The sequence below is a fragment of the Paenibacillus sp. SRL342 genome (genome assembly GCF_984798905.1).
Genome location: NZ_OZ481790.1, coordinates 971594 through 992634 on the forward strand (window position 1 = coordinate 971594; position 21041 = coordinate 992634).

General features: G+C 44.3%; 20 protein-coding genes. 15 read left to right on the forward strand and 5 right to left on the reverse strand.

Going from position 1 to position 21041, the window contains the following annotated elements; genetic code table 11:
- Window positions 1–44 precede the first annotated feature (44 nt).
- On the reverse strand, window positions 45–1496 hold the full coding sequence (locus tag AC4E8D_RS04425) for a CAP domain-containing protein (protein ID WP_221818774.1): 1452 nt from the start codon (window positions 1494–1496) through the stop codon (window positions 45–47).
- 175 nt (window positions 1497–1671) lie between these two features.
- Between AC4E8D_RS04425 and AC4E8D_RS04430 the strand changes: the two genes are divergently transcribed.
- From AC4E8D_RS04430 to AC4E8D_RS04440, 3 genes are all read left to right on the forward strand, one after another.
- Entirely contained in the window at window positions 1672–3255 is a 1584-nt protein-coding gene (locus AC4E8D_RS04430; RefSeq protein ID WP_490205883.1) for a glycosyltransferase family 39 protein, read from the forward strand.
- A gap of 4 nt (window positions 3256–3259) precedes the next feature.
- Entirely contained in the window at window positions 3260–3787 is a 528-nt protein-coding gene (locus AC4E8D_RS04435; RefSeq protein ID WP_339306880.1) for a hypothetical protein, read from the forward strand.
- Between the two features lie 406 nt (window positions 3788–4193).
- Window positions 4194–5180, forward strand: coding sequence for a phosphotransferase enzyme family protein (locus AC4E8D_RS04440; protein ID WP_339182034.1), 987 nt, complete (start codon window positions 4194–4196; stop codon window positions 5178–5180).
- Between the two features lie 144 nt (window positions 5181–5324).
- Here AC4E8D_RS04440 and AC4E8D_RS04445 read toward each other — a convergent pair whose 3' ends face one another.
- Window positions 5325–7565, reverse strand: a complete 2241-nt coding sequence (locus tag AC4E8D_RS04445; protein WP_490205884.1) for an S-layer homology domain-containing protein — start codon at window positions 7563–7565, stop codon at window positions 5325–5327.
- A 240-nt stretch (window positions 7566–7805) separates the two neighbouring features.
- Window positions 7806–8408, reverse strand: a complete 603-nt coding sequence (locus AC4E8D_RS04450) for a hypothetical protein (RefSeq protein WP_490205885.1) — start codon at window positions 8406–8408, stop codon at window positions 7806–7808.
- 175 nt (window positions 8409–8583) lie between these two features.
- Between AC4E8D_RS04450 and AC4E8D_RS04455 the strand changes: the two genes are divergently transcribed.
- The 7 genes from AC4E8D_RS04455 to AC4E8D_RS04485 all read left to right on the forward strand — a co-directional run bounded on the left by AC4E8D_RS04455 (window position 8584) and on the right by AC4E8D_RS04485 (window position 13503).
- Window positions 8584–9156, forward strand: coding sequence for an RNA polymerase sigma factor (locus AC4E8D_RS04455; RefSeq protein WP_260632551.1), 573 nt, complete (start codon window positions 8584–8586; stop codon window positions 9154–9156).
- Entirely contained in the window at window positions 9131–9979 is an 849-nt protein-coding gene (locus tag AC4E8D_RS04460) for a hypothetical protein (RefSeq protein ID WP_221818780.1), read from the forward strand. The genes AC4E8D_RS04455 and AC4E8D_RS04460 overlap by 26 nt, the downstream gene beginning before the upstream one ends.
- Window positions 9960–10835, forward strand: coding sequence for an ABC transporter ATP-binding protein (locus AC4E8D_RS04465; RefSeq protein WP_221818781.1), 876 nt, complete (start codon window positions 9960–9962; stop codon window positions 10833–10835). The genes AC4E8D_RS04460 and AC4E8D_RS04465 overlap by 20 nt, the downstream gene beginning before the upstream one ends.
- A complete protein-coding gene (locus AC4E8D_RS04470) occupies window positions 10832–11686 on the forward strand; it encodes a hypothetical protein (RefSeq protein ID WP_221818782.1) in 855 nt (284 codons plus the stop codon). The genes AC4E8D_RS04465 and AC4E8D_RS04470 overlap by 4 nt, the downstream gene beginning before the upstream one ends.
- 533 nt (window positions 11687–12219) lie before the next feature.
- A complete protein-coding gene (locus tag AC4E8D_RS04475; protein WP_313771402.1) occupies window positions 12220–12435 on the forward strand; it encodes a GyrI-like domain-containing protein in 216 nt (71 codons plus the stop codon).
- 181 nt (window positions 12436–12616) lie between these two features.
- Window positions 12617–13066, forward strand: coding sequence for a hypothetical protein (locus tag AC4E8D_RS04480; protein ID WP_221818783.1), 450 nt, complete (start codon window positions 12617–12619; stop codon window positions 13064–13066).
- Window positions 13063–13503 (forward strand): hypothetical protein, encoded by a 441-nt coding sequence (locus AC4E8D_RS04485; RefSeq protein ID WP_221818784.1) that lies wholly within the window; start codon window positions 13063–13065, stop codon window positions 13501–13503. Before AC4E8D_RS04480 ends, AC4E8D_RS04485 begins: the two co-directional genes overlap by 4 nt.
- 100 nt (window positions 13504–13603) lie before the next feature.
- Here AC4E8D_RS04485 and AC4E8D_RS04490 read toward each other — a convergent pair whose 3' ends face one another.
- Entirely contained in the window at window positions 13604–14008 is a 405-nt protein-coding gene (locus AC4E8D_RS04490; RefSeq protein ID WP_047840578.1) for a CBS domain-containing protein, read from the reverse strand.
- A 177-nt stretch (window positions 14009–14185) separates the two neighbouring features.
- Here AC4E8D_RS04490 and pbp4 point away from each other — a divergent pair, with 177 nt between their 5' ends.
- Window positions 14186–16294, forward strand: a complete 2109-nt coding sequence (gene pbp4, locus AC4E8D_RS04495) for a penicillin-binding protein PBP4(5) (RefSeq protein ID WP_221818785.1) — start codon at window positions 14186–14188, stop codon at window positions 16292–16294.
- 85 nt (window positions 16295–16379) lie between these two features.
- Here the strand turns inward: pbp4 and AC4E8D_RS04500 are convergent, their stop codons facing one another.
- On the reverse strand, window positions 16380–16868 hold the full coding sequence (locus AC4E8D_RS04500; RefSeq protein ID WP_221818786.1) for an SRPBCC domain-containing protein: 489 nt from the start codon (window positions 16866–16868) through the stop codon (window positions 16380–16382).
- Between the two features lie 380 nt (window positions 16869–17248).
- Between AC4E8D_RS04500 and AC4E8D_RS04505 the strand changes: the two genes are divergently transcribed.
- The 4 genes from AC4E8D_RS04505 (at window position 17249) to AC4E8D_RS04520 (ending at window position 21010) form a co-directional block, all read left to right on the forward strand.
- The gene (locus AC4E8D_RS04505; RefSeq protein WP_221818787.1) at window positions 17249–17665 is read left to right on the forward strand and encodes a VOC family protein; all 417 of its coding nucleotides are present in this window, start codon (window positions 17249–17251) and stop codon (window positions 17663–17665) included.
- A 286-nt stretch (window positions 17666–17951) separates the two neighbouring features.
- The gene (locus tag AC4E8D_RS04510; protein WP_221818788.1) at window positions 17952–19127 is read left to right on the forward strand and encodes an FxLYD domain-containing protein; all 1176 of its coding nucleotides are present in this window, start codon (window positions 17952–17954) and stop codon (window positions 19125–19127) included.
- Window positions 19128–19141: 14 nt separating this feature from the next.
- Window positions 19142–20290 carry a S1C family serine protease gene (locus AC4E8D_RS04515; protein WP_221818789.1) on the forward strand — a complete coding sequence of 383 codons (1149 nt, stop codon included), beginning with the start codon at window positions 19142–19144 and terminating at the stop codon, window positions 20288–20290.
- Window positions 20291–20410: 120 nt separating this feature from the next.
- A complete protein-coding gene (locus tag AC4E8D_RS04520; RefSeq protein WP_490206465.1) occupies window positions 20411–21010 on the forward strand; it encodes a TetR/AcrR family transcriptional regulator in 600 nt (199 codons plus the stop codon).
- Window positions 21011–21041 lie beyond the last annotated feature (31 nt).

Sequence of the window (21041 nt, forward strand, 5' to 3'; positions counted from 1 at the left end):
TACTACACTGTACTTCGTTCTGTTCCTATTCTCTTCCTTCACTTCTATTCAAAGGAATAGGTGACGTTTGAATTACTTGCTGTAGGAATGAAGTACATGAAACTTGGGTCCACTTGCAAATAGATGGTCAGATCAGACACGCCCAGATTAGGAACCGTCAGACTGAATCGACCGTTAGCATCCAGCTTCACCGTTTCCGTACGAATATGTTTTTCTTCTGGAGAAGGACCGTGGATTTGGAAAGAGAACGTTTTATTCGCATAAGCCGCGAGTGTTCCCCGTACTTTCAGCGTACGAGCCGCTGTATATTCGAACTGCATCAGATGATTATCGAGATAATCTTCGTTCCCCGTATCCGGTTTTTGTGGCTCTGTTCCAGGGTCTTGTGGTTCTGTCCCAGGATTCTGTGGATCAGTCACAGGCTCTTGTGAAGGATTGCTAACTGAGAAGAAACGAGTCTGGTATGAAATTTCTGCTTTGGCCCCGTCTTTCCTTTTCAAACCTGTAATACGAACGTTGAATGTGTCGCCTGCCTTCAAGGATTTCAAATTATCCGGGCGGAAAATGACAGCATAGTTATACCCATAACCATCAGTATTTACATTGAAAAAGGCCTTTGCAGGATCACTGCTAACCGGGGTTTTAGATCCCAATACCCAAGTTTTCTGATCTGATGAACGGACGATCTCCACTTGTACCTCGGAATTGGAAGGCTTTGCGAAGACGTCCGGGTTCAGCTGTGCAGACCAGGCTTGAGACACATGGAATGCCTCAATCGGGAATGCCCCTTTGTTTGGATACAAGTTGTAATTGTAATTGAGTTTTCCTGAACGGCTTGTATCCATAACCTGCATGGTACTGAAATGGCTTGCATAGTTTTTGTTGTCCCGGGATGCAATCCCGAAGCCAACCTTCTTCAGTTGCGGACTCAAAATCCAGCGGCGATGGCCGAGTGCTGCAATGTTGCTGGCATCGGAATCATCCATATATGCTTCAACGCTTTTGACTGCAAGGTTGCCGGCAGCAGTATAGGAAGCGTACAGGTTGGAGCTTGAAGTCGACTTGGCTCCCAGATCAAAGAAGTCTTTCGGCATATCTGCCGGACGAACCGGGAAGTGGGTCAATTCTCCGGTAGAAACAACAACTGCTCCATGTTGGGCTTGACGATTGAGTGCAGCGTCCAGGACAAGATCGCCCTCTAACCCGGATAGATAACGATAGAAGTTCGCTGCACCTAGAGCCTGTTTCAATGAGGAATCACTTACTACACCAGCAACGTAAGGTGCCTTGGTCGAGGGGTTCTGTGTGAAAGTGGCTGTCTGGTCCTTACTACTCATCCATTGCGTCCATTTCTGACTGATTTCCTGTTCACTTCGCTCAGGCAGCAAACTGTCGACAGGGGCCGCAGCGATCTGCTGGGTTCCGAGCAGCAGGAATAACAGGCCTGCCAGAGGAAGAGAGAGTAACGAGCGGATGTACCTTTTTTGAATAACCATCTTCTGATCTCCTTTTAGTTAAAAATATTAATATTATGTATTCGATGTATATTATCGACATTAGAGGGATAATTCGTTAGATTTATGAATTGAATTGTTTGTTCGAATTCAGCGATTTTTCAGCCAGAGCCTTTATAATACTCACGGAATCCTGTATTCGAAAAGGAGTTTTTGCATGTCTAAGGTGCTGCATAAGTCGTTTTATCTCATTTTGCTCGTGTTTGTTGCGGTGTTTATTTCTTCGTCCTTGTTGGTTCGGGCACAGTACAATTACGCCTTGTATGGGGACAATCCCATTTTGGGCATGCAGCAGTGGAGTATTTTTCTCCCGGTCATTCTTTTGCTTCTTGGTTCAGGTGTCGGGTTATATGCTCTATGTCTGAAACTGAACAAATACAGCCCGAAGGTTGTCATTCCGATTGTGCTGTTATGTTCTCTGGTCATTCAGGTCATCATCATTTTTGTATTTCCGAGAGTGCCCACCGATGATTCACAGACCGTTCTTTCACTTGCTATGAACATGCTGTATGACCAAGACTACTCTTCGTTTGAAACGGGTGGTTATCTGCACATGTTCCCGTTTAACTACTCGATTGTTTTGTACTTGAAGACGTTGCTGTACCTGTTTCCAGACAACTATCTGGTCATCAAACTATTTAATATTTTGTTTTCAACGTTAACAACGTTCATGATTTATCTTATCTACAAACAAGTGAACGACAGATCCACGGAACGTGATTACGGTGTGTTGATCTTTGCAGCAACGTACCTGCCGTCCCTATTCCTGAACAACCTGATCTATAACGATGTGATTGCCACAGTTTTTCTGACATCTTGTTTATACTTTGTTATTCGTTTTGTACGTGAAAAGTCTTGGAAAACAATTGTGATTGCCGCCGTTTTTCTCGCGTTGGGCAATTACTTCCGAAGCATTGGCCTGATCGTGCTAATCGCTGCCATCATATATATTCTGCTGAATATGCGGAGTATTGGAGCGAAGAAAGTTGTCATTTCCATCGGTGTGCTAGCTATGTTGTTTAATGTACCAACCTGGACTCAGAATGCGGTTCTTCAATCCTCCGGTGCTGTGAGCGAACCTGTCGGAGAGAATGCTGCACCGATCTATATGTGGCTGAATATGGGGATTAATCTGGAGCGTTTTGGCTTCTGGGACAATATGGAGAGTTATCAGATCTATCAGAGACAGGCCAACTACAGTAAGGCTAAGAGCACAACATTATTCAAACAAGAGATTGGCAATAAACTGTCCGAAGCAAGTGTAAGTGACTTGGTGCAGATGTATTACAAAAAGATCGTATGGACCTGGACCGAAGGGACGTACCAGATGGACCGATACGGAATTGGCAATGAAAGTTCCATGGGTGCCGGAAGAGGAAGGGGAAGCGGAATCGCGGGCTCCTACAGTTACACCAATGCGATAACAGAACTGTTGCAAGGGGATTCGGTTTATCGGACAGGTTTGCTCTGGATTGTATATGTGATGAATTTCTTGATGTACTGTTTTATTTTCATCCGGTTGGTCGGTGGAATTCGTCGTAAACGGTATGATGAGGCCTCCTTAGTCCTGGTCATTCTCGGATTCATCGGATTTTATATTCTGTGGGAGATTAAGTCCAGATACATCTACCCTGTATATCCGTTGTTGGTTGTGCTGTCCTATATGGGTTTCAAAGATACGTATGACTTCATATTCCATCGTAAAGGTACCTTGGAGAGATATTCCCTGAGAAAAAGGTGATCATATGCGAAAAAATAAATATTTTACATCGGTTACGCTACTCCTACTGCTGGGATGTTCGGTTATGCTTACGGGCTGTGATGTGATAACTGCCCAGAATATTACTAAGACCAGTTCTGTGCAAGGCATGAACGGTGGCGGTATGCCGAATGGTGGAACACCGAGAGGTGGAAGAGGCACCGCGGGCATGAATGATCGAACAGGCAGTCCGGGCATGACGCAGGGGATGATGAATGCCGACATTAATGGAAGAGTCATCTCCGTGAATGGAAACACAGTTACGCTGGCGTTACTTGAGGTGCAGGATACCTCATCTCCAAGCATGGAGTGGAAGGATACCGGAATGGAGATGAGATTGAATATAACTGATGATGTTACTATCACTGAAGGCATGGGAACGCCGAGTTCTGGCAATTCCAGCCCACGTGCGAATTCGTCCATTCAAGTGTCTGATCTTCAAAAAGAAAACATCGTGATGGTGTGGTATAAGGACAACACCGAGACGGTGGAACGGGTGAGGGTTGTCCAGTAAAAAATGATGGGATTATCGTCATTTTGTAATTGCTTACATTTGGCTTATCGGCTATTATGGTAACAACTGGTTTTTTGAAGGGAGTGAGCGTCATGAAACGACGGTCTAAGATGGTATGTTCTATTACTACAATGAAGGTAAGCATGAACTGAATAATTCCGGCAGACCATTCAGATACAGTGTGGGACACATCCAGTTCCCCAGTCCGATCTGAGATTTGCCGATATATAGGGATATAACTGCTCAATTTTTCTGGCGTATGCGAGGTTTATTTGCTTGTGCAAATTTCTCATACACTCAGAATTTTTAAAAGCCGCAGGCATAGCCTGCGGCTTTTTGCGCGCAAAAATAGGCATTCGTTGCCTACAAGCAATGCACATGAAACGACCAAAAAGGAGAAATGCCCATGTTAAATTTAAAATATTTATTTCAAAATAATGATCTTGCCGAGATGATTTTAAAGAATTGGAACTATGATCCTGAGTCGCTGGATATGTTTCAGTATTATCGTATATCCTCCAATGCCGTGTATCCGTTCAGAGATCAGGGGGAAGTGAGATTACTTCGATTTGCTCCGGTAGAGGAGAAAAATCTAATCAACCTTAGCGCGGAATTGGAGTTCCTCCGTTATCTTCGAACGAATCAGTATGGAGCCATGGAGGCTGTACCTTCTCATTCAGGGACAGAACTTGTAGAGGCTCACACCCCATGGGGAACGTACTATGCTTCCGTATTCAAACGAGTACCCGGATCGCAGTTAGGAAGTATTGATTTGAATGACACCATCCTGTACAGCTATGGTCAGGCGTTGGGTGAGCTGCATCATTTATCACGTACATTCATGCCTGAGCAAAAGGAGAAACGCTGGACCTATACGGATGTTTTGGATTGGATGCAGGAGATCCTGAAGGTTTTTCCTGGTGAAAGGGCTGCTCTGAACGAGGTGGAGTTCCTCCGAACATATTTTGCGATTTTACCGATGACCCAGCAAAATTTCGGACTCATCCACTACGATTTTGAACCGGACAATGTCTTCTATGACGAAGGAAGCAAGTCTTGTTATGCCATTGATTTTGATGACTCGATGTATCACTGGTACGCGATGGACGTGGAACAGAGTCTGGATAGTTTACGTGAGGAAATCGAGCCTGAGCAATGGGAAGTGAAGAAACAATTGTTCCTGAACGGGTATTGGTCGAAGACAGGAGAACGTTATGATCTGGAGAGTATGTTCCCCGCTTGTCGCCGTTTTGCCAACTTGTACGGCTATGTGCGTATGCTTCGATCTGTTGCAGAGCAGTGGTCACATGAGCCAGAGTGGATGAGCGGACTAAGAGCGAGGTTGGAGAGGAAGATGACAGAAAAGGCAGAGCAATTCAATCATCCAATTTAAAGTCTACACATAAAAAGTTATATCCACCAATACTTTGAACACTTAATATTGAACGTATGTCATGACTCATACCAGAATCAGTCCTCATAACAAACAAACCAGCTTGGAATTCAATGTAGAATTCCTAAGCTGGTTTTTTACATGTTACTCGGTATAATCACTTATCGCAGTACGCCCCGCTTCTACACTGATCCAGTAGGAATAATCTTCGCGCACGTCCACATAGAGGTTAAGTTCCTTCGCATCAAGGTTACTTACCGTTAATTTGAAATTGCCATAGGCATCTGTTGTAACCTGTTGCGTCTGGATGTGCTCTACAGCAGGCGAAGGACCATGGATTTTGATCGGCATCGTCTGGTTGGCATACGCCGGGAACGTACCTTGAAGGATCAGTGTGTGATCGGCGGAGTATACTGCTTTCATGGTCTGATCCGGTAGTCCGCCGTTCTTTTCATTCTCGGTAGCTTCAGTGGCATTCGTCGGCCTGCTCCATAGTTCGAAGCCTTTTTCCTTCAGGTTCTGGAGAAAAACAACGGCCTCTGCCCGGGTCAAGGATTCTTGTCCCGCATAACCTTGCACCGTAGCTGCGGTTTTGCCTGAAGAGTATCCCATGTTCAGCAGATACCGGATGGCATCGTCATCCTGGGTATAATTTTTACCGCCAAGCCCCGCCACGATTATGGCTACTTCTGTTCGGTTCAAGGCATGATTGCGCAACTTCGGATTCTGTTTGCTGGCATCCAGTTTCAGATTCAACGCGGAAGCATAGGTGTAGTAACGATCACTCCAGATGTTTCCTTTAATAGCTTGTCCCTCTGCAGCATCTATGCTCTGAATGACATGGGAATTCGCATACAGCTTGAACAACATAGAGAGGAATTCGGCTTCACTCACCTGATTGTTGGGTTTAAACGTTCCATCCTCGTATCCACTGACCATCTCCTGTTGAACGGCCCATTGAATGGCATCTTTCGCCCAATGTGTACGGACATCAGTTAATTGGGGAATTCCCGTTACCGTAACAGAGACAACCGCCTCTTTCCCTTCAAAACGAATCCGAATTTCGGCTTTACCAGCCTGAAGTCCAATGATTTTTCCATCCTTGATGACAATGCGATCTGACGTCGTGGTGAAGGAAACTTTAGACTGTGGAACATAGGATGTTCCGTTATCATTCACGGCAGTGATTGAAGGCAGATCAATCTGTTCTCCTGCTCGGACTTTCAGGTTTGGTTGTCCTGGCGTTATGCGGGTAAGCGTTGTATCTTGAACACCGTCCACATGGAAGAAACGTGTGGAGTATGAGATTTCCGCTGCTGTACCGTTTTTCTTTTGCAGACCTGTAATTCGAATGTTGAACGTATCGCCGTTCTTTAACAATTGCACATCGTCGGGACGGAATATGATGGCGTAACCATATCCATATCCACCTGTCTCTACATTGAAATAGGCTTGATTAAACCATTGTTTATCCGCAGGGTCCACGTTGTAATAACCGGTTGGAAAGCCACTGTTCTGATTCTTTGCATTAAAGGTCCATGTACGTTGATCGGAAGTCCGAGTCATCTCGATCTGTACCTCAGATAGTGATGGTTTCGCAAATACATCTGTATTCAGTTGAACAGACCAGGCCTGTGTACTGCCAAAAGCTTCGATTGGAAAAGCTCCCTGATTCGGGAACAGGCTGTAGTTGAACGAAGTTCCCCCAGTTCTGCTTTTATCAAATACCTGCATGGCACTATAGTACTGATCATATGTCTTGCTTGCTTCACTACGAGTGGCGAGTCCAAATCCGATTCGTTGCAGTTGTGGACTCAAAATCCAGCGCCTGTGACCCAATCGATCAATATTGGAGGCATCCGAATCATTCATATAGGCCTGAATGCTTTTTGTCAGGACGTTATTCTTTGCACTGCTGGTAACGTACAGATTGGAGCTGCTGGCAGACTTTGAACCGGTGTCAAAGAAATCCTTTGGCATATCTCCTGGCTGCTCTGGATAATGGGACAGGTATCCACCCGTGGAGACCACAACAGCCCCATGCTGGGCTTGACGATTCAATGCCGGATCAAGGACAAGATCGCCCTGTAGCCCCGTGATAAAACGATAAAAGTTGGCTGCATTCAGCCCTTGTTCCAGATAGGCGTCACTTACCACACCAGCAGAGTAGGGAGCACTTGTCGAAGGTGTCTTTGTATACAGGGGAGATGTATCATTGCTATTCATCCACTGATTCCACTTTTGGACAATCTCCTGCTGACTTCGCTCAGGTAACAAACTCTCGACCTGTTCCGCATGTGCCGCTTGAGCACCCCATAACAGAAACAGCAGCCCTGCCAAGGGCAGGGTGAACAGTGAAAGCATTTTATTTTTCCGGTAAACCATGTTTCCAACCCCTCTCATATCTGAACGTACGAAGAACATATGCATGTTCAGCATTATGGTATATTCATCGACATTACAGCTGGTTTTGCTTAGAGCCAGGCATGAGAGCATAAGGCCGAGCGTGCGAAGGAGGGTGTCTGAATGAGTAGAACTGGTGGTTCATTTGTGGAAAAAAAAGAGCACAGGCGAGCCCCACTGATACGGGACAGCTTATGCTCTTTCTACATATGTATCTACTCTTTAGTCGAGACTCAGGTCGAAATCAGGCTCACACATATAATCTAATGGGTACAGATCATCTCGTGCCGAGATTAATGCACGGAAATGCAGATAAAGATTATTGGGCTGTACCACAATGCCACCAACACGATGGGGCATAAGTTCAGCCACGACGAAGACATCCTCGGCATTGTTACATTTAAAAAGAACATTTTTCGGATGAATGACTTCCTCCAGGTAACTGTACGTCATCACGTGAAATGTTTGTCCGCGCCAGTTTGTCTTGATCACTTTATAGGACTTTGTGCGAACCAGATCCAGATAACGTTCCAGCTGGAACGTATGCTCAAATTGCGTAATATAACCTTTTTTATCTACATCAATCGTAAATTCGACATCATAGCTCACATGCATTTCATCTTTATAAGTTCCGTTCATAACCTTCATGTTGTCAAAGTGTGATCCGAATTCCGGATCTTCTACATAGGGAATGGTAATGAGTTCGGGGTCAACATGATCTGTGATCTTGCTGTTCATGGATGGTGTGCTGTAATACTTCGATGGCTGTAGATCAATCGATCCAATCATGCTTCCTGGGAAACCAGGGCTGCAAGTTATTCGCATAGTCATCTCCTTAGTTGTTGGTCAGTAGTTAGACGAACAAGTAAGAATAAAGTTGCACCAGAGTCAATGTATTAATTTTTTGAGATTTTGTTATATTCAGAAAAATAAACTTCTATGCTTTTGATCTTTTACTATCCAAATTTCGTTAATTATTTGTAGAGGGGGTGAGGGAGCGTTGAGTGATGAAGAGCTTATTCAAGAGATTCGCGAAGGTAGCCGTGCTGCCATGGAAGTACTGGTGAAACGGCATTATAAGTCGATATTTGCTTATGTTTACCGGAAAACCGGAGAGTACCATACTGCTTATGATCTAACACAAGAGGTATTTGTAAAAATGATGAATTCCTTGGACAAGTATCAGAACACAGGACAATTCAGTCACTGGCTACTGAAGATTGCAGTGAACCATTGTAGAGATTATTATCGTGGGCGGGAGTTCAAGCAGCAACAAAGAGAGAGTGAATTAACTGAGGATGCGTTCCCTGCCAGTGAACAACAGAATGTTTGGAATATTTTTCATAAGCGATTTCAGAATGAGCAAGTCAGGCGGGCTGTATTAAGTTTGCCTGATCACCAGCGAGATGCCGTCATTCTAAACTATTACAATGGATTGAAGATCAGGGAAGTTGCTGAACTTACGGGAACCAACGAATCGACCGTAAAGTCACGCATTCGATTGGGGATAACGAAATTAAAGGAGATTATTGTGGGAGGTGAACGTGATGAAAAGCAGAGGAAACGGAGATGAATCGAACCCTGTAGCAGAGTTGGAAATAGAAGAGTACAACGAAATTGCTTCATATCTGGATGAGTATCCGGTCGAATTTCCATCCGAGATGGAGATTGACAAGACAATTAGAATACTGGATACATATATGCCAGATCACATGAATGCTCATCTGAAACAAAAATCATCTGGGAATTCAGTTAAGGAATTGTTCCAGTTAGTTTATGGTGAGGTTGCTGTCTTCCACAAATCTTACTGGTTAGTCTGCTCAATGCTCTTGTTGTTCGGCTATTGGCTAGGTACCCACAGTACGACAGACCCGTACATGAGTGTGCTCTTTATAGTCCCTGTTCCATTTGTACTTGGTTTGCTAGAAGTTTTTAAAGGTCGAGATCAAGGGTTAATGGAAATCGAACTGACCTGCAAAATTACGGCACAGCAACTGATGCTTACCCGTCTAATCGTAGTACTTATTGGGAATATGGCGTTTGTTGTTTTGCTTAATTTACTTATATCAAGCGAAAAAGATGTTTCCATATCATGGAGTGCTATCGGCCTCTCGTATACACAGCTTATGATAGCAGCAGGTACAAGTCTATGGCTTGCGATGCGTGTCAGAGGTGGGACAGCCGTCAGTATCTTTTTAATTGTATGGTTCGCGCTGGTTTGGCTTGTACTAAGTAATCCCGAATTGAAGACTCTACTTCAATCGATCCAGCCCACAGTACTTATAGCGATGGCTCTATGCGGAGTTTTACTATTAATCAGTCAGATCTATGAGATGGCAAGGAAATATACATCACAGACAGAAAGAGGTTACTCCTTTGATACTGACCATGGATAACGTATCCAAGAAATACAGGAACAAGTTGGCTGTAAAAGAAGTCTCACTAGAACTATCCAGTGGTGGTGTTTACGGTCTCCTTGGGCCGAATGGAGCAGGGAAGACAACATTGCTTCGCATGATTGTAGACATTTCCAAGCCCACGTCTGGACAAATTTTGTTGAACGGGCAGTCTATCCAAAACATGGGAGACCGTTATCGAAGTTTGTTGGGCTACATGCCCCAGCGATTTGGATTTTATAACCGATTCAGTGCTTATAAATTTCTCATGTATATGTGCTCTTTGAAAGGGATCGGTATTAGTCAAGCTTCAGCACGTGTGCAGGAAACGCTAGTGACGGTGGGCCTTGAAAATCAAGCACAACATAAAATCCACACATTCTCCGAAGGAATGAAGCAGCGATTGGGAATTGCCCAAGCTTTGTTGAATGATCCACAAATTTTGATTCTTGACGAACCTACAGCTGGATTGGACCCCAAAGAGCGCATTCGATTTCGTAACATTATCGGCGAGCTGGGAAGAGATCGTATTGTAATGTTATCTACGCATATCATTTCTGATTTGGAGTTTTCATGTAAGGAGATGATTTTGTTGAATGAAGGGCAACTCATCGCCCATAATACTCCGGAAGAGATTATGAACCGGATGAAAAATAACGTATGGAAAGCGAAATTAAATCCGCAACAACTTGCTGATCTTACCTCTCATTTCAAAGTAAGTGGTTTGTCTTATGAGTCTGATGAAATCGTAGCCAGAATACTGGCCAAAGAACAGCCTGTCCCGCAAGCCGTACGAGAATCACCTCGGCTTGAAGATGTATATATGCACTATTTTGGAGAGGAGACGAAGTCTTGATTCGTTTAACTCAATTCGAGTTTTATAAAATTTTAACGCGTAAAAGTATTGGCATAGCATTGTCTATTTTAATTGTTTTTCTAGTCGTATACTCATTTTGGAGGCATCCTGGGATAATGGATGGTTCCGCCTTTTACAAACCTTATGAAGGTGCTATTACAACTGAGAAGGTAAAAGTCGCACATAATCAATATGATTCCATTTGGGATAGTACCAAAGGTAGATACCAATATGGTGCATTGTACGATATTGTGTTTTTTTCTCCAGAGACGATTAAGAACAGTACACGATATGATGATCATGGCAACATCATGGAGCGAACAGTGAATGTATCCGAAATTTATTATAATAAACCTTGGGGTTACCTACTGGAATACATTGATCAATTCGGTGTAGTTTTTATGATGATTATGATTCTGCTAGGGTTGGCTCCGGTATTTACCGAAGAATATGTACTAGGTACAGCATCATTACTGCGTAGCAGCAAAAGAGGCAAAAGCAAGCTTGTATCAGCAAAATGCATTGCTTCCATATTGTACGTTGTAATGTGTGCCATTTTATTTACTGGGGTAAACTTGGTTTTATATTGGTTAAGGTTTGGTAATCTGGCTGGGGCGGATACTTCCATACAGAGCGTGGGCATGTATGTTTACAGCTTTGATTATGAGTTCTCACCGTATACTTTTACTGCTTTTCAATATTATTTAGTTCAATTGTTTACTCATATAGCAGGTAGCTTGGTCTTTGCATCTATTGTTTTACTGGTATCGGTCCTCAGTTCTACATCCTTTATAGCTATAATTACGAATACTGTGATAGTAGGTCTGCCATACTTGGCTTTGACGTATTAAATTTGAATTCCGGGTCATTAAAATGGGTCGAAAAATTTTCGATAAGTACCATGATACGGGTAACAGGGATTTATCAAACACCAACAAACTATTCCTTATTCGGACTGAATATGTCTTATTTAACCTTATATATAGTTGTGATGGCTTTCATTACGGTTTCAACTGTACTTGCCACATATCGTATATTCCACGGCCGAGAAGTGTTTTCTTGAGTGAAGCTATGAGTAATTCCTTTTTTTTGTGGAAATGAGGTTCGCAATCACTGCGGGCTTTTTTTATTTGCAGGAGTACTGGCACTATTTCCAATCTACTTACTCTTTTGATACAGTATCTGTAGGACATTCGGAGGTATATATCGTGTATGGAGCAATTCTTTCATGAATGGGTCATGGAGAACCGTGCCCCATCTCGCTCTCGGAGAGGAGTCCATCTAATGAATGTGAATGATAAGGTGATCGAACAACAGTCCCTTACCTTTGTGGGAATCAAACGAACATTATCTTGTGTGGATGGTGAGAATCTGTGAAGGTTTGGTGTCCATCGAACTTCCCGCGTCCCATTGGGTTGTATTTGAAGCGGATGAATTAAAGCCAGAGGCGATACAACGGTTGTGGCACCATATTATGGCAGAGTGGTTTCCTTCCACTACATATAAGCATGCAGGGATTCCGGAACTTGAAGTGTATAGAGGTCACGGCACACCTCCCCAAGTCTGGATACCTGTAGTTGTTCAAAAAGTCCGCTTTTGATTACGAAGGATGCCTGGAGGCATCATCAGCATCGAATATGGCATTCAGCCGAACTGTCCGTTGCTCACGTAGTTTCCCTACGCTCCGCTACTCCATTTCTACCGTCATCCCATCTTCTTGGTACTGAAAACCGCTCTTTTTGAACATGTATTATGAGCAAAATTGAATTAGGAGGCCTACGATGTTATCCAATAAAGTGATTGAACATTGCCAGGAGCAAGGCTGGTGGCATGAAGATGTTCCAGCAGCATACGAAGAAGCATTGCAAAAGCTGGAGATCGACTTTCAGTCGGAGTTCGCACAATTTTATTTACATGCAGAGGATGGTCCGACTTTTTACAGCAGGCATCAGGAGTTGTATCAGATCTGCTGGTTTATGGAGAACACCGTATATATGGAAGACATGAATGTAGCACAGCTTACACTGGGACTTCCCGAGGCGTATATTCCACTGGACAGTTTTGAAGGTGAGGGTGGATTTTTCTACAACCGTCAGACTGGAGAAGTGGTGCTGGTGGAACTGGGCGAATCGATCGAACGGTTTCTTAATGGCGAGAGTGAGCCGCAGTGGGCTGATTTCAATGCTTTTCTGGAGTGGTATTTCGTCCTGGAGGAGGAGACGGTGCAATGAAAGATCTAACACCGGAACATGCCGAACTGGAGCGACAAATTGTAGAAACGGTAGAAGCCGGTAATGTACTGGATGAGACGCAGCAGCATGAACAAGCACTTATCTATTATGATCAGGCATGGGACATGTTGCCCGAGCCGAAGATGGAATGGGAGATTGCAAGCTGGATCGCATCCTGCCATGCGAATGCACATATCGATCTGAAGCAGTATGAACTGGCGAAGCCGTGGGCTGAGATATCGTTAAGTACGCGGAGTTCGGATAGAAATACGAGTCCGTTGATCGATCTCGGCATGATCTGCATGAGACTTGAACAGCATAACGAGGCGTATTCGTATTTGCATCAGGCGTATGAGTTCGGCAGAGAGCGTGCATTTCAGGGAAGCCCGAGGGACGTGTTGAGTTATTACATTGAAGAGCGGGCTAAGCGCAAGTAGAGTGATTCCGACCATACCATGTACAAAAAGGGTACCCCGGTTTGGCCAAAATATCACCACTGGAGTACCCTTTCGATTATTACGGGATGTTTGGCTTCATCTAATCCGAAATGTTACGCGTATAGTATTCAATAATATCCTTACGACGGATAATACCGAGGAAGACACGATCGACATCCACCACGGGCACAAAATTTTGGTCTGCTGCAAGTGTCAGCATATCCTCCATTTCAGCCTCAATGAATACACATTCATTATATACCCGATTGTTAATCTCATGGACCTGAACCTGATCCATCGTATCAAAAGTCAATCCGGGTGTATTTCGCATTTTCCATAACAAATCGCCTTCGGACAGGGTAGCAACATATTTTCCATCCTGGTCAATCACGGGAATGGCGGTGTAGTGTTGCGATTCCAATTGCTCAATAGCATCTTTCATGGAAGCGGTAGACTTGATATAGGCCACTTCGGCTTTGGGGAGTAAAAAATAGCTGATTTCCATCATCGGGCTCCTTTTCAGCCTTTTGCATAGCAAAAAAGCTTTAGTATGTAATCTCACTCTCCTTATTTAAACATATTATGTGAGCTTTCGGCTATTTTTAATGATAAATTCGTCAGATTTGTTTCATTGTTTAAATGGCTCTGGAAATCTATAGTGTATATTAGAGGTGATGTAACCATGAAATCCAAACGTAAATTAATGTACGGACTGCTGCCCATCTTGTTTGCAGGTGGAATCGGAATGTATCTATACATGCAGAACAACAAAGAAGCAGAGGCCAAACCCCAGACTACCGTGAATCAGTACATAGAGCATCTGCAAAAAAAAGAATTTGACCAGTTGTACACCTTGATGACACCTGCTTCGCTGCAAGAGTCGGGCATGAACAAGGAACAATTTGTTGAGAAATACAATGCGATCTATTCGGGTATGGAAGTATCCACCGTCAAGGCGGAGGTTAAACCTGTGGATGTTGCCGAAACTGCTTCCGATGGCAGTAAGACCGATACAGAGAAACAAAACCCGGATACGTATGAGGTGGATTACAACCTGCAACTGACAACTTTTTTGGGTGAAGTCAGTGAGACGCATACATTGAAACTGGTCCGACAAGAGCTTGAGGACGGAGGGAAAAACTGGCAAATTAACTGGCAGCCTTCGCTGATCCTGAATGACATGGTTAAGGGCAGTAAGGTACGAGTGAGGACACTGTTCCCGGATCGTGGAGACATTGTGGATCGTGATGGTTTGCCGCTCGCTACCAAGGGCACGATGAATGAATGGGGAATTGTACCTGAGAAACTTGGTGATAACCCGGACCAGATGATTGCCCGAATTGCGAACCATTATCAGGTTTCGGAAGATGCCATTCATAAGGCGCTTGCGCAGACATGGGTGAAGCCGGAGTATTTTGTCCCGATTGGTTCAACGGAGGAGTTTGACGTACCAGAATCTTTAAGCGGGGTTACGATGCAAAGCAAGGAAATCCGCTATTATCCACTCGGCGAGGCGGCTGCGCACCTGATTGGTTACGTGCGCAAAGCCACCAAGGAAGATCTGGATAAGGATACGGAAGGGTATTATCGCGCCGAGGATTGGATCGGGAAAGCAGGTTTGGAGCAGTCCATGGAGAAGCAGCTGCGCGGTGAGCGTGGAGGTCTGATTGAAATCACGGATGAATCCGGTAACTCCCGCTCCGAGCTTATTCGCAAGGATGCTGTAGATGGACAGAATGTTCAGCTGACGATTAGCTCCAAGCAGCAAAAGAAATTGTATCAGACATTATCCAGCGGAGGAGACGCCGGTGCGATGGTTCTGATGAATCCGACGGACGGCAACCTGTTAGCGTTGGTCAGTGCGCCTTCCTATAACCCAAACAAGATGGTTACAGGACTTACTCAGGCAGAGTGGGATGCTTATTCGGCGAATGAGAAGCTTCCTTTTATCAACAGAGTCACTACCCGATACGCACCAGGATCAACCTTCAAAGCCATTACAGCCGCAGCAGGACTGATGGAGAAGGTGACCACAGCGGACAAAACCCATGATATCTCTGGCTTGCAATGGCGTAAAGACGATAGCTGGGGCGGTTATTATGTCAAGCGTGTGAAGAGTTTATCCCCAGTTAATATGGTCGATGCACTAGTATACTCGGACAATATTTACTTTGCCATGGAAGCGATTGAGATGGGCAGCGCCAAGTTTATTGATGGGATCCAGAAGTTTGGTTTTGGCGATAACTTTGGACTGGATGAACTGTATTTGAAGCCAAGCCAATATGCCAATGAAGCACATCTGGATCTGTCGTCTGAGGTGTTACTCGCTGATACGTCCTACGGGCAAGGGGAGATGTTGATGTCCCCGATTCATCTGGCGTCGTCATTTACACCTTTTATTAATGAAGGGAAACTAGTGAAACCTGTTCTGATCGAGGGAAAAGAAAGCACTGACCCTGAGGTAATCATTACTCCGGAAGCCGCAAATACGGTTAAGGATGCTTTGGGAGAAGTTGTTTCCCGGCAGGGAGGCACCGCCCATACCTTGAATTCAATACCTGGAGGACTCGCGGGCAAGACGGGAACAGCGGAACTGAAAGCAAAGAAGGGAGAGAAGGGGCAGGAAAATGGATTTTTCGTAGTGTTTGATACCGACTCTCCGACCTTCCTGTTATCCGCTGTAATTGAAGAGGTGAACGGCCGAGGTGGAAGCCACTATGTCGTGGATAAATTGAAGCCTTTTTTGGAAAAGTTGGAGATTGCGGATAAAGTAAACTTTGCAGACGAATAAAGTGTGCGAAGAAACAAAGTGAAGTTGTAAATAACAAAAAAACACCGGTGACGGTGTTTTTTTGTCTGAGGCTATATCAAACGGTTTATATCTTTGATAGGTATTCGGTTAATTGATGGAATGTTCCAGTAAATCCGGTGTGTACCATCTCTTTTGAAGCCTCAAAAGTTTGATTTTCTTCCTCAGTTGGAGATACAGGTGCAACAATCATTTTAATGGTTGTTACACCTTCGTACTCGCTGAACAGCACAGTATTCAGGGTTTTCATAGGCCAGCTTTCGTCAAAGGGCGCACGGACTGTGTCACCTTTCTCATCAGAAAAGAAACTGGTGTACACGATTTTCTCTGATGAAATAATCTCACTGTACACAAATTTAACCCACATGGTGTCGCCATCATCAGGTTTCTGGTTGTAATGAAAGACACCGCCAGAACGAAAATCTGATTTAGCAACAGTAAATGTCCAACCTTTTGGGCCCCACCAGTTCTGCAGATGTTCTGATTCGGTAAATGCCTTAAACACAAGTTCACGTGGAGCATTGAAACGATAAGAGATTTCAACTTGATTTGACATTGTGTTTCCTCCAATAGGTTTAGGATAAGGTTCGCCATTATTTCCTTGCAGTAATCATATAGCGTGCCGAGTTGGTACGAATGCCCTTTTCGTCGTGATGTTCTTTCACCAACTGCTGGAATCGCTCGAAGTCAGTGTCTACCTTTCCGAAATCAGGAATGATGGGTGCATGGGCGAATAGGATCAAATTGGACAGACGTATCCCTTGATAGCTGGTACGCGTTTTGACCCAGCCCGACGACTAATTACTTCGAACCATTCGGAGCAACATCCATGTCACCTCACAAGTTGGAATATCATTAATTATATTCAATTGACAGCGTATACGCGAGGTGTTATTTTGAGGTGGAATCTATTCTATGAGTTCGAGGTGATCCAGGGTGGCTATTCGTGCTAAGCAGATTTTTGTCAATTTACCTGTTCAAGATTTGAAGAAATCCGTTGAGTTTTTTACCAAGGTGGGATTTGAGTTTGACGCCAATTTTACGGACGAGTCTGCTACTTGTATGATTATCGGGGATAATATTTATGCCATGCTTCTTGTGGAGGAACGTTTCCAATCCTTCATTTCGAAAAAAATCTCCAATGCCGCCGATACAACCGAAGTCATCGTTGCCCTGTCTGTAGATAGCCGTGAGCAGGTGGATGCGATTGTACAAGCTGCCCTCGATGCAGGAGCGAAGCCATCCAACGAACCACAAGATCACGGATTCATGTATGGATGGAGTTTTCAGGATCTGGATGATCATCTGTGGGAAGTTTCCTATATGGATCTCAGCGCTTTTCCTTCGGAGTAATAAAATGAAAATAACTAGAGCCTTCCTAGATTAATAGGAAGGTTTTTTTGCATCCAGTATGACTCGTTTAAACATGATATCTACAGAACATATGGTGTAATATTCCTTTTTGCTATATGATAATTATCGATTCATGTTGGTGTTTTTTAGCAATTGATGCGATAGGCGAACCCCGGGAAAGCGAAGTATACATATGTTCTTAAGTGGAGGGATCAGGGTGTATTGTCATGTATGTGGGACCAAAAACAGTCCGGCGGATAACACGTGCAGAAAGTGTAGAACCAAATTGAAAGAAACAAGCTCTACAGAGGAACAGATCTGGGCAGAAACAGCCATTGACTTGGATAAAGGAACGCAAAAAGCAATTGATTCGTTGTCCCGTCAGCAGCAACCAGCTTCCAAACAGGGAAATACGGGTCAAGGCCTTGCATTTAGCTGGATTATTCCCATACTTCTGGCAGTAGTTGTAGGAGGTTTGCTAACGTATTATTACAAGCAGGAAACAGGTATAAATGCAGAGGTAAAATCACTGCACCAACAGGCTGAACAGGCTGCACTAGAGGGAAAATATAAAGAGGCTCTCCAACTGCTGGACAGCGCTCTAACGAAACGACCGAACTATGATGCACTTATACAGGATCGGCAAATTACGGTGAAGGCGTTCAACTTGATGAATCAGTTGGATGAGGCGTCCACAAGTCTGAAGACAGGAAAGCTGTCCGCAGGAGACAAGACCATTCAGGCTGTAGCCAAAGCGTTGATGGAGCGGGAAGAACCTGTTTTTGCCAAAGTGCGTGCCGCATTCAACAACAGAAAGGTAACACTGGCCGTATTGAAGGTGAAAAAGGAAATCGACAGTTTGACAACAATTGAGGCACTAGCCGAGAAGTTGGACACCGTATCAGACTTGAAAGGCAAGGAAGCTGAGACAGTAAAGAAGCAAATTGTCGACAAGCTCGCAAGCATAAGTTATAAAGAGGCGGAACAGCAAGTAAAGCAAAAGAATTTCACAATTGCGTTACAAACGGTCGACCAGGGATTGTCCTATGCGCCGGAAAATGAAAAACTGACTTCGTATCGTGAACGGGTGCTCAGTGAAAAAAAGGCATTTGAAAAAGCGGAAGCGGATCGGATTCAACTGGCGGAGCAACAGGCTGCAGAAGAAGATCTGATGAATCGAACGGCGGCAGTAAGTGTCGTGAACGTTGATGCGACGCTTGATATGTACGGGGATCTTTATATTAGCGGTTCATTGATCAATAATGCAACTCGTCCGATCTCTTCCATTACAGTGTTGATTGATATTTATAATATAGACGGTATATATCTGGGCCAAACTTATGCAGATGTGTATCCAAGCTGGCTGGATGTGGGGGAAGAAGGTTTTTTTGAAACCTATTATTATGGTGTGTACGAGGAAGCGGAAATCTCTGTTGTGAATGCAACGTGGTATCTCGAATAGGAGGACAGGTTGGAATGACCAAACGAACATGGAGTATGATCATATCCAGTGCTATTATCATTGGTGCTGGAGCAGGAGGCGTGTTCTGGATACACCAGCATTCAGCAGATCAGTTGCAGGACGGGCCCAGACTGGCAGTTGTTGCCGCGAAGGAAACGGAAAATGCGGTAGCGACGACAGCCTCCAAGCAACCTGTGAAGAAGACACGCAAACAGATTATAGAAGAAAGTCAGAAGAAAGTCGTAACGATCGAGAGTAACAGCGGACTGGGCTCCGGTTTTCTCTACAATGATCAGGGAGATGTCGTGACCAATGCACATGTGGTGGAGGGGGCGAATGAAGTAACTATTCGGACCTTGAACCATGAGGAATATAAGGGGACGGTTATTGGTATTGGGGATGAAACAGACGTAGCTGTGGTCAGGGTTCCTGATTTGAAAAAAGTTAAGCCGTTAATCATCGCCAAATCCAAAGCTGAGACCGGAGACGAGATTCTGGCATTGGGTAGTCCACTTGGGCTAGAGAACACCGTAACAACCGGAATCATCAGTGGGTTGGGGCGTAGCTTTGAAATAGCGCCTTACATCTATAGTAACCTCTATCAGATCTCGGCACCAATAACCCATGGCAACAGTGGTGGACCACTCATTAGTGCGGAGACTGGTGAAGTGATCGGCATTAATTCGGCGGTCGTGGAACAGGAGGGGGGAATAGGATTCAGTATTCCTATGACTAGTGTGCTCAAGCAGGTTCAGGCATGGTCCAAAAATCCTTCTGGCACAACGTCGGTGCGGACGGCTGGAGATACTCACTTGGGTTCAGCCACTAAGACATTGCAAGCAGAAGGAATTGTAACGGACTTTTATGCAAGTCTTAATCTGAGTGATTATGTCACCGCTTATGCACTGCTCGGAAGCGAGTGGCAGAGTGCTACAACATATGCCAAGTTCAGAGAAGGATATCTGAATACAAGTGAGGTGACCATCAGTGAGGTATCCTCAGTTAATAAAGGCGATGACGAGATGGAAGTGAAGGCAATGATTACAGCAAATGAACGCAAAGATGGGGAATATATACTATCGCAATATCGGGTCGAGTATCAGTTGGGTTATGAGAATGGTCAACTGAAAATATTGCATGGTAAAGGTAAAAAAGTGAAATGATTGTTGAGGGAGAGTAGGCATGCGTGCCAATTCTCCTTTTTCATTGCTTATATTGGGTGCATCTGTTAAAATACAGAACGAATGTTCAGTATGGATGGGACGGAGTGAAATGGAATGAATATGAATAAAAAACAACTACAGACTGAGCAGACCAAGAAGAAACTTGCGGATGCTTCCAAAGCCCTTTTTGTACAAAAAGGTTATAAAGCAACGTCCATTGAGGATATTGTAGCTGCGACGGGCAGCAGCAAAGGCAATATATATTACCATTTTAAAAGTAAGGAAGGTCTGTTCCTTTATCTAATCGATGAGTGGGACCGGGAGTGGGAAGAGAGCTGGGCGGCCAAAGAACATCTCTATCGCACCTCCACGGAGAAAATTTATGGTTTGGCGGAACAACTCGTCATGGATGATATGAATCACCCGCTGACGAAGGCAGCTGATGAGTTCTTCACAGGGGAAAAGAAAGAAAATGATATTGAGGAGCGGATCTCCTTAATGTTTGAGCGGCATATTCAATTTAATAAACAAATGATAGAGCAAGGCATTGAGAGCGGTGAGTTCAAAGCAGACAATGTAGATAATCTCGCGCTCATATTGGAAAGTACCATTATTGGCCTTAGTCAGATGTCACGGGGGATGGAGCCTGATCAGGCTCTTGCGTTATACCGCCAGGCCGCTAGTGTATTCTTGCACGGGATTGCAAAAGATAAAACTTAGCAACATTTTGACAACTACGGAGGATGGAATC

Bases quoted from the DNA above. Each gene is read 5' to 3' on its own strand.
- AC4E8D_RS04425 (WP_221818774.1), bottom strand. From the start codon at position 1,496: ATGGTTATTCAAAAAAGGTACATCCGCTCGTTACTCTCTCTTCCTCTG.
- AC4E8D_RS04430 (WP_490205883.1), top strand. From the start codon at position 1,672: ATGTCTAAGGTGCTGCATAAGTCGTTTTATCTCATTTTGCTCGTGTTT.
- AC4E8D_RS04435 (WP_339306880.1), top strand. From the start codon at position 3,260: ATGCGAAAAAATAAATATTTTACATCGGTTACGCTACTCCTACTGCTG.
- AC4E8D_RS04440 (WP_339182034.1), top strand. From the start codon at position 4,194: ATGTTAAATTTAAAATATTTATTTCAAAATAATGATCTTGCCGAGATG.
- AC4E8D_RS04445 (WP_490205884.1), bottom strand. From the start codon at position 7,565: ATGGTTTACCGGAAAAATAAAATGCTTTCACTGTTCACCCTGCCCTTG.
- AC4E8D_RS04450 (WP_490205885.1), bottom strand. From the start codon at position 8,408: ATGCGAATAACTTGCAGCCCTGGTTTCCCAGGAAGCATGATTGGATCG.
- AC4E8D_RS04460 (WP_221818780.1), top strand. From the start codon at position 9,131: ATGAAAAGCAGAGGAAACGGAGATGAATCGAACCCTGTAGCAGAGTTG.
- AC4E8D_RS04480 (WP_221818783.1), top strand. From the start codon at position 12,617: ATGTTATCCAATAAAGTGATTGAACATTGCCAGGAGCAAGGCTGGTGG.
- AC4E8D_RS04485 (WP_221818784.1), top strand. From the start codon at position 13,063: ATGAAAGATCTAACACCGGAACATGCCGAACTGGAGCGACAAATTGTA.
- AC4E8D_RS04490 (WP_047840578.1), bottom strand. From the start codon at position 14,008: ATGGAAATCAGCTATTTTTTACTCCCCAAAGCCGAAGTGGCCTATATC.
- pbp4 (WP_221818785.1), top strand. From the start codon at position 14,186: ATGAAATCCAAACGTAAATTAATGTACGGACTGCTGCCCATCTTGTTT.
- AC4E8D_RS04500 (WP_221818786.1), bottom strand. From the start codon at position 16,868: ATGTCAAATCAAGTTGAAATCTCTTATCGTTTCAATGCTCCACGTGAA.
- AC4E8D_RS04515 (WP_221818789.1), top strand. From the start codon at position 19,142: ATGACCAAACGAACATGGAGTATGATCATATCCAGTGCTATTATCATT.
- AC4E8D_RS04520 (WP_490206465.1), top strand. From the start codon at position 20,411: ATGAATAAAAAACAACTACAGACTGAGCAGACCAAGAAGAAACTTGCG.